This window comes from Crocosphaera sp. UHCC 0190 (assembly GCF_034932065.1).
Classification (GTDB): domain Bacteria; phylum Cyanobacteriota; class Cyanobacteriia; order Cyanobacteriales; family Microcystaceae; genus UHCC-0190.
Genome location: NZ_JAYGHP010000001.1, coordinates 627,795 through 635,105 on the forward strand (window position 1 = coordinate 627,795; position 7,311 = coordinate 635,105).

8 protein-coding genes are annotated in these 7,311 nt (G+C 39.3%); 6 read left to right on the plus strand and 2 right to left on the minus strand.

Features of this window, described 5'->3' with window-relative positions; genetic code table 11:
- Positions 1-5: 5 nt before the first annotated feature.
- Positions 6-1,445: an NAD(P)/FAD-dependent oxidoreductase gene (locus VB715_RS03060; protein WP_323299712.1), complete on the minus strand. Its 1,440-nt coding sequence runs from the start codon at positions 1,443-1,445 to the stop codon at positions 6-8.
- Between the two features lie 185 nt (positions 1,446-1,630).
- Here VB715_RS03060 and VB715_RS03065 point away from each other — a divergent pair, with 185 nt between their 5' ends.
- The 6 genes from VB715_RS03065 (at position 1,631) to VB715_RS03090 (ending at position 7,003) form a co-directional block, all read left to right on the plus strand.
- Positions 1,631-2,125 (plus strand): DUF2231 domain-containing protein, encoded by a 495-nt coding sequence (locus VB715_RS03065; protein ID WP_323299713.1) that lies wholly within the window; start codon positions 1,631-1,633, stop codon positions 2,123-2,125.
- The gene (locus VB715_RS03070) at positions 2,122-2,727 is read left to right on the plus strand and encodes a DUF2231 domain-containing protein (RefSeq protein WP_323299714.1); all 606 of its coding nucleotides are present in this window, start codon (positions 2,122-2,124) and stop codon (positions 2,725-2,727) included. The genes VB715_RS03065 and VB715_RS03070 overlap by 4 nt, the downstream gene beginning before the upstream one ends.
- A gap of 35 nt (positions 2,728-2,762) precedes the next feature.
- Positions 2,763-3,659 carry a cytochrome c oxidase subunit II gene (locus VB715_RS03075; RefSeq protein WP_323299715.1) on the plus strand — a complete coding sequence of 299 codons (897 nt, stop codon included), beginning with the start codon at positions 2,763-2,765 and terminating at the stop codon, positions 3,657-3,659.
- An 85-nt stretch (positions 3,660-3,744) separates the two neighbouring features.
- A complete protein-coding gene (gene ctaD / locus VB715_RS03080; RefSeq protein ID WP_323299716.1) occupies positions 3,745-5,418 on the plus strand; it encodes a cytochrome c oxidase subunit I in 1,674 nt (557 codons plus the stop codon).
- Positions 5,419-5,420: 2 nt separating this feature from the next.
- Positions 5,421-6,032 carry a heme-copper oxidase subunit III gene (locus VB715_RS03085; protein ID WP_323299717.1) on the plus strand — a complete coding sequence of 204 codons (612 nt, stop codon included), beginning with the start codon at positions 5,421-5,423 and terminating at the stop codon, positions 6,030-6,032.
- A 47-nt stretch (positions 6,033-6,079) separates the two neighbouring features.
- Positions 6,080-7,003, plus strand: a complete 924-nt coding sequence (locus VB715_RS03090) for a cation diffusion facilitator family transporter (protein ID WP_323299718.1) — start codon at positions 6,080-6,082, stop codon at positions 7,001-7,003.
- A gap of 4 nt (positions 7,004-7,007) precedes the next feature.
- On the opposite strand, the gene VB715_RS03095 is transcribed toward VB715_RS03090, so the two are convergent.
- Positions 7,008-7,193, minus strand: coding sequence for a YnfA family protein (locus VB715_RS03095; protein ID WP_323299741.1), 186 nt, complete (start codon positions 7,191-7,193; stop codon positions 7,008-7,010).
- Positions 7,194-7,311 lie beyond the last annotated feature (118 nt).

Below are 7,311 nucleotides of genomic sequence, written 5' to 3' on the forward strand. Positions count from 1 at the left end.
ATTAATTATAAACTTTTGAATGGGTAAAGTTTAGATGAAACAGGTTTTTGATCGGGTTGTTGTTGAGGGGAAGGTTTATTGGTGCGCCAGATTACAATATAACCAGTCACTAAAGCGATCGCAACCAACAAACCCCAAATCCAAAGAGGTGTTTTCTGTTTTTCGGGAGGATGGGTAACAGATTTGGGTAAATGATGACGATGGAAAATCTCATCGGTTAGCCAATTTGTCGTTGCTTTAAAGTTATGAATAGGAGTAGGTAGTAACTCCAAATAAGTCCCGTTGCGGATCAGATCCCCTGTTTTTCCTGTTACCTGTATTTTATCAAATAAATCAGCCACCCCGTTATTAATTCCCAACTTCATCAAGGTTCCCCGTAGGGTTGGGTTGATGGGTTGGATATTTTTCCCTTGAGATAAAGCTATCAAATTATCAGCAATCTCCCCCCCCTGTTGATAAGCGATTTGAGCAACAGGGGGAAAGGGATGGTCTTTAACAACCGCACAATCTCCTGCTGCAAAGACTTTAGGAAAATCGGGAAGCTGCAAAGTAGGTGTTACTAAAGGCAAACCATGTTTATCTTTGTTTTCTGCTAAAAACTGTCCTAAAGATTCAATTAAAGGATTGGTTGCTGTTCCCGCTGTCCAAATTGTTGTGTGAGTCGATAATGTCTCGATCGCTTCTTGATCTTTTTGTTGATATTTTAAACCGTTGCCCTCGACTTCTATCACTTTAACCCCTAAGCATAATTCGACGGTAACGGTACGACTTTTTAACGCTTCTAGGGCAGTTTCTTGGAGGTGGGCATTAATATCCCCTGACAAAATTTCTGTGCCATGATTAATTAAAACAATACGAATATCTCGAATATTGCCCCCTAACTTGTCATACCAACTCGGTAATAAATCGGCTAAAGTGGCCGCCATTTCTACCCCTGAAGGGCCGGCCCCAACTACGGCAATCGTCAATAAACTATGATAGTCCTGAGAATTTTCGGTTTGACAAGCTTGTTGTAAACATTCCCTAAGATGACCTTCCAAACTGATGGCATCTTCTTGAGTCCGAAAAGCGAAGGCATTTTCTTTAGCTCCTTTCGTTCCAAAATAGCCCTGAATACTACCGACTCCTAATACTAAATAGCGGTAATCGTAGTGTAAACCTGAAGCCAATTGTATCCGACTTTGTGGTAAATCGATAGTAGTTACTTGGTCTTGTATAAAAGTTAGACTAGTACCTTCTAATAGTTCTTCGTAGCGGGGGAAAACTTGTTCATCCTGCATCTCCCCTGTGAGATATTCAAACAGTAAGGGTTTAAAGACAAAACGTTCTTGGGAATCAATCAATATTATTGGTTCGGAATAATGACGATGACTCAAGTGTAATGCGGTAAAAAGTCCGACGAAACCTCCGCCAACAATGATTGTGGGAGCAGTTGAGTTATTCATTCTGTTAGTCCTGTTAAAAAGCTTATGTTTTCTTTAATGAGAATATTCTTAATTTTTTCAGCAAGTTTTAATTGGGATATTGGCAATTTAAACAATATTAATGTCAATTTTATGACAAATTGTTGTCAATGGTATGAAAATTTGTGTAATTGCTACAATAAAATTTGTTGTGAAGTCTCTAAGCAATGTTTAATCTGCTTTTAAACAGCCGTAATTTACCCTATCCCGATCCACTTCATCCCATTATCGTCCACTTTGTCATTGCGATGATTTTTTTCTCGTTCTTTTGCGATGTGGTGGGATACGTTACTGGTAATATTAAGATGTTCGAGGTTAGCTTTTGGAATTTGTTTGTTGCCTCAGTCTCAATTTTTCTGGCGATTATTGCTGGTCAATTTGAAGCAGGGTTATCACAACCTTATGAAGCCGTTAAACCTGTTTTAAATTTACATACTATCATTGGTTGGTCTTTAGCTGGATTTGTTGCTACGATCACGGCATGGCGGTTTGTGATTCGGATTCATCATTTTAAAAAAATCCCCCCTGCCTATTTAGGTGTTGCCACAGTATTAATTATTTTAGTCAGTTTTCAAGTCTATCTCGGTACTCGTTTAGTTTGGGTGTACGGACTACACATTGAACCTGTGGTACAGGCAGCCAAAGAGGGTATTTTACAGTGAACGAGGCGTTAATCAAACAATTAGGCTTAAATTTGGGGGCCAATGGTTTACCCTACGAGTTTCCTTTTCACCCGATTTTAGTTCACTTTACTTTAGGACTATTTATTATTGCGGTGATTTTTGATTGGGCAGCAACCATGTTTTTTTTGGCCAAACCAGTCTTAAGATTTCTGGGTTTGCGGGCAAGAAGAGCTAATTTTTATGATTTAGGTTGGTATAACTTAGTTGCGGCTGCCGTTATTACCTTTTTTACGGTGACAGCAGGTTTTTTTGAAATGATGCTGGCCCAACCCTCTGTTTCTCAAAAAAGTAGTTGGGGTTTGGGAGCAGGGACAACCATGATTTTACATGGGGTAGGGGGGGTTTTATTGTTGGCTGCGATCGCAATTTTAACGGTATGGCGAGGTTATCAGCGTTATCATTGGCGTAAAAATCAAATTAGACAGGTGCAGTGGAGTTATTTATGGATAGGATTGTTGATGTTGTTTATACTCTTTATTCATGGAACCCTAGGAGCGCAATTGGGGGATGAGTTTGCCTTTCATAACACAGCAGCAGGTTTGTTGCGAAACGGTCAAAATCCTAATCAATTTCTTCAATAATTATTGTAAAATTTCCTTGCAATTTTGGTTGTATTATGATGACTCCAATTCTAGAAAAAATTGCCCTATTTATTAGTGTAGCCTTAATGATTGTTATTAGCTATTGGTTAGGACAACAATCATATAATTGGATGCCAGTTGCAGCAACAGCAGAAGCGAAACACGTTGATGATTTATTTAGCTTTTTAGTAGCTTTAGGTTCCTTTATTTTTTTAGGTGTTGTCGGGATGATTGTTTTCTCAATTATTACCTGTCGAGCCGATGAGAATGATTACACCGAAGGACATCCCTCTAGAGGCAATAATAAGCTAGAATTTTTCTGGACTGCTACTCCGACGATTTTGGTCTTGTGGATTGGTTGGCAAAGCTTTAATATTTATCAGCAGTTAGATATTGAAGGACTGAATAAAATAATCGATCTAAAGGCTTCAGAATCAGGGAATAAGTCAATGTTAATTGCTCAAAAAATACCTAATCAAATAGAAGAGATTGAAGTCATTGCTAAACAGTGGGACTGGACATTTCGCTATCCCCAGTCAAATATTACAACGTCTGAACTACATCTACCCCAGAATAAACGGGTGCGACTGATTTTAGAATCAGAGGATGTCATTCATGGTTTCTATGTGCCTGAATTTCGCTTTAAACAAGATATGATTCCTAATCATAGGCTCAATTTCACCTTTACACCTTTAAAAGAGGGAAAATATAAGCTTCATGATTCTCAATTTAGTGGAACTTATTTTGCGCTAATGGAAGCAGATGTTTATATAGATTCCCCTGAAGCTTATGGTCAATGGTTGCAGTCGGCTCATAATAACATCCTAAAACCTAGTTTAGCCGCAACAGAACACGCTCATCAACCTCGGCAACTTATTAGAAGTGATTGGCCAACAATAGAACCTGCAACCCCTTTCGTTGCTCAACAATAATTAAGTTCGTAGTGAGAGCTTTAGCTCTTAATTTTAGCCCTAAAGAGCTTACGACAAGCCACAATTTTAACTAATAATCAAAATCATGACACATTCGAGTGCAACTAATCTTAAAGAATCTCAAATAAAACAACAAGCATGGAAACGTTATTTTACATTTAATACCGATCATAAAGTTATTGGCATTCAATATTTAGTCACAACCTTTATTTTTTTCTTAATTGCTGGCATTCTGTCAATGATCCTGCGGGGTGAATTAATTACTCCTCCCTCGGATTTAGTCGATCGCTCTCTCTATAATGGTTTATTTACCCTACACGGGACGGTAATGATCTTTTTGTGGATTATTCCCTCTTTAGTAGGTTTGGCTAATTATCTAATTCCTCTGATGATTGGGGCTAAAGATATGGCATTTCCTAAGCTAAATGCGATCGCTTTTTGGCTAATTCCCATTGGGGGCATTCTCTTATTATCTAGCTTTTTACTGCCAAGCGGATCAGCACAAGCGGGTTGGTGGTCCTATCCTCCTGTTAGTATTCAAAATCCGACGGGTTATCCGATTAACGGCCAAACTATCTGGTTATTGAGCATTATTGTCTTGGGTATCTCTTCCATTATGGGGGGTGTAAATTTTCTGACCACGATTTTAAGGATGCGTGCGCCAGGAATGCACTTTTTTCGGATGCCTATTTTTGTTTGGACGGTACTCAGCGCGCAGTTATTACAATTATTTTGCTTACCTGCGTTAACAGGAGCAGCCATTATGCTACTTTTCGATCTTTCTTTTGGCACTAATTTTTTTAATCCCACATCAGGAGGTGATCCGGTTCTTTATCAACATTTATTTTGGTTTTACTCCCATCCTGCGGTTTATGTGATGGTATTACCAGCCTTTGGCGTATTTTCGGAAGTTATACCCGCTTTTACTCGTAATCCCTTATTTGGCTATAAATCCGTTGCTGTTGCTTCCTTTGGCATCTCTTTAGTCAGTATCTTTGTCTGGGTACATCATATGTTTGCCAGTGGGACTCCTAGCTGGATGCGGATTTTATTTATGTTTTCCACGATGCTTGTGGCTATCCCCACAGGGGTTAAGGTATTTGCTTGGACTGCTACGGTATGGAGGAGTAAACTACATCTAGATACACCCATGTTATTTGCTCTTGGTGGGGTGGTAATGTTTATCATTGGTGGGATTACAGGGGTGATGTTGGGGGCAGTTGCTTTTGATCTCCACGTCAACAATACTTATTTTGTGGTCGGACATTTTCATTATGTCGTTTACAACACGATCACCATGGCATTGTTTGCGGCAATTTATTTCTGGTTTCCGAAAATGACAGGGCGAATGTATCACGAAGGCTGGGGTAAAATTCACTTTTGGCTGACTTTTATTGGAGCAAATCTGACGTTTTTTCCCATGTTGCCTGTAGGTTTACAGGGAATGGTACGTCGTATTTCTTCTTATGATCCTCAATATGCAGGTTGGAATATTCTCGCTAGTTTGGGCGCATTTTTATTAGGAATGGCTACTTTACCTTTTATGGCCAATCTGGTTGTTTCCTGTTTAATTGGTATTCAAGCACCTAATAACCCTTGGTACGCAACGGGGTTAGAATGGGCAACAACTTCACCCCCACCGACAGAAAACTTTGAAACGATTCCAACTGTTACTTTAGCTCCCTATAGTTATGGTTTGCCACAATATTCTACAGTGGATACTACGGATGAAGAAGCCATTAAAAGACATGGTAATTAATTATGACAAATTTTATTGATAACGTTTTGGGGACACCAGCAAGGGATACAAGGGAAGGAAAAAAAGGTAATCTTTTATTTGGCGTTACTGTCTTTCTTCTGTCGGAAAGTATGGTTTTTGTGAGTTTTTTCCTAACCTATATTATCTTGCGCTTGTCTACTAAACAATGGTTGCCCTCTGGTGTTTTGGGGCCGCAATTGTCTATTACTATTATTATTAATACCATTGTTTTATTATCTAGCAGTCTGGTTATTTATCTCGCTGAACGCGCCATCAAAAAATACAAATTAGTGAGATTTCGCTTACTGTGGCTAACGACTTCAGTTATGGGAACCTATTTTTTAGTGGGTACTTTTAAAGAATGGCAGGGGCTAGATTTTGGGTTGTCTACGGGGTTAGTTGGGGCAACGTTTTATCTGTTCACAGGTTTTCACGCTTTACACATTATAGTCGGGATTTTTTTACAAATGTTAATGTTAGTTCGTTCTTTTGTTCGCGGTAACTATAATAGAGGTCATTATGGCGTTATCTCGGTTTCCTTATTCTGGCATTTTGTAGACGGAATTTGGATAATTTTATTCTCCCTACTTTATCTCTGGCAAGCCAAACATTAGTTATCCTTTACTGTTTCCTTTGTTAACCATCACACCTAACTTTGATTATGACTCATTCCCATTCCCATGATCATCACCACCATCATCACCCCGTTTCTAATTATACTCGCGCCTTTCTGATCGGAACTCTCTTAAATGTAGGATTTGTGGCGATAGAATTTTCCTTTGGTTTTTGGACTCAGTCCCTTTCTTTATTAGCTGACGCAGGTCATAATTTAAGTGACGTATTCGGGTTACTTTTAGCTTGGAGTGGTAACTTTTTATCCCAATATCCCCCCACCCAACGTTATACCTATGGCCTCCGTCGTTCTTCGATTTTAGCTGCTTTATTAAACGCTTTGGTCTTACTTTTGGTCATGGGAGGTATTGCTTGGGAAGCAGTTCAACGGATATTTTCTCCGAGTCCTATTCCCGGTATTACTATCATGATTGTTGCTTTGGTTGGGGTTATTATTAATACAATTACTGCCTTGTTATTTATGTCGGGTCGAAATCAGGATTTAAACATTCGTGGGGCTTTTCTCCACATGGCAGCAGATGCAGTGGTTTCTTTTGGGGTAATTCTCACTGGTTTAGCCATTTTACTGACGGGTTGGTTATGGTTTGATCCGGTGGTAAGTTTGATTATTGTTGCCGTTATTGTGGTGGGAACTTGGCAATTATTAAAAGATTCCGTCAATTTAGCTTTAGATGCAGTTCCCGTCGCTATTGAACCCAAAGCTGTTCGGACTTATTTAACGGAACTTCCTGGAGTGACTCAAATTCATGATCTTCATATTTGGGCCATGAGTACCCGTGAAACAGCTTTAACGGTTCATTTAGTGATGCCTAATGGTTTTCCTGGGGATGCTTTTTTAACCGAAACTTGTCATCAATTACATGATTTATTTGGCATAGAACATCCTACCTTACAAATTGAAACAGGCGATCCTAATTATCCTTGTAATCTTGCCCCTGATCATCGAGTTTGATTGATTAATTTCGTGGAAAATACATCATAATGATTACTCCCAACATAATAATAGTACCGCCAATGATATCAAAACGATCAGGGGTAATACGCTCTACTTTCCAACCCCAAAAAATTGATAAGATCGTAAAAACTCCGCCATAAGCGGCATAAACTCTACCAAAATTTGCTGGTTGTAAGGTGGGAATGATGCCTTGACACTCCCACCGTCAAGCTGACGCTGTGACGGGGGATTCTTGGTTCACAGACTCGCCATCACCTGACAGGATTTCTCCAACCAAGCCAGAGGGCAAATCTCCCCAAGCTTTA

Bases quoted from the DNA above. Each gene is read 5' to 3' on its own strand.
- VB715_RS03065 (WP_323299713.1), top strand. From the start codon at position 1,631: ATGTTTAATCTGCTTTTAAACAGCCGTAATTTACCCTATCCCGATCCA.
- ctaD (WP_323299716.1), top strand. From the start codon at position 3,745: ATGACACATTCGAGTGCAACTAATCTTAAAGAATCTCAAATAAAACAA.
- VB715_RS03075 (WP_323299715.1), top strand. From the start codon at position 2,763: ATGATGACTCCAATTCTAGAAAAAATTGCCCTATTTATTAGTGTAGCC.
- VB715_RS03085 (WP_323299717.1), top strand. From the start codon at position 5,421: ATGACAAATTTTATTGATAACGTTTTGGGGACACCAGCAAGGGATACA.
- VB715_RS03060 (WP_323299712.1), bottom strand. From the start codon at position 1,445: ATGAATAACTCAACTGCTCCCACAATCATTGTTGGCGGAGGTTTCGTC.
- VB715_RS03090 (WP_323299718.1), top strand. From the start codon at position 6,080: ATGACTCATTCCCATTCCCATGATCATCACCACCATCATCACCCCGTT.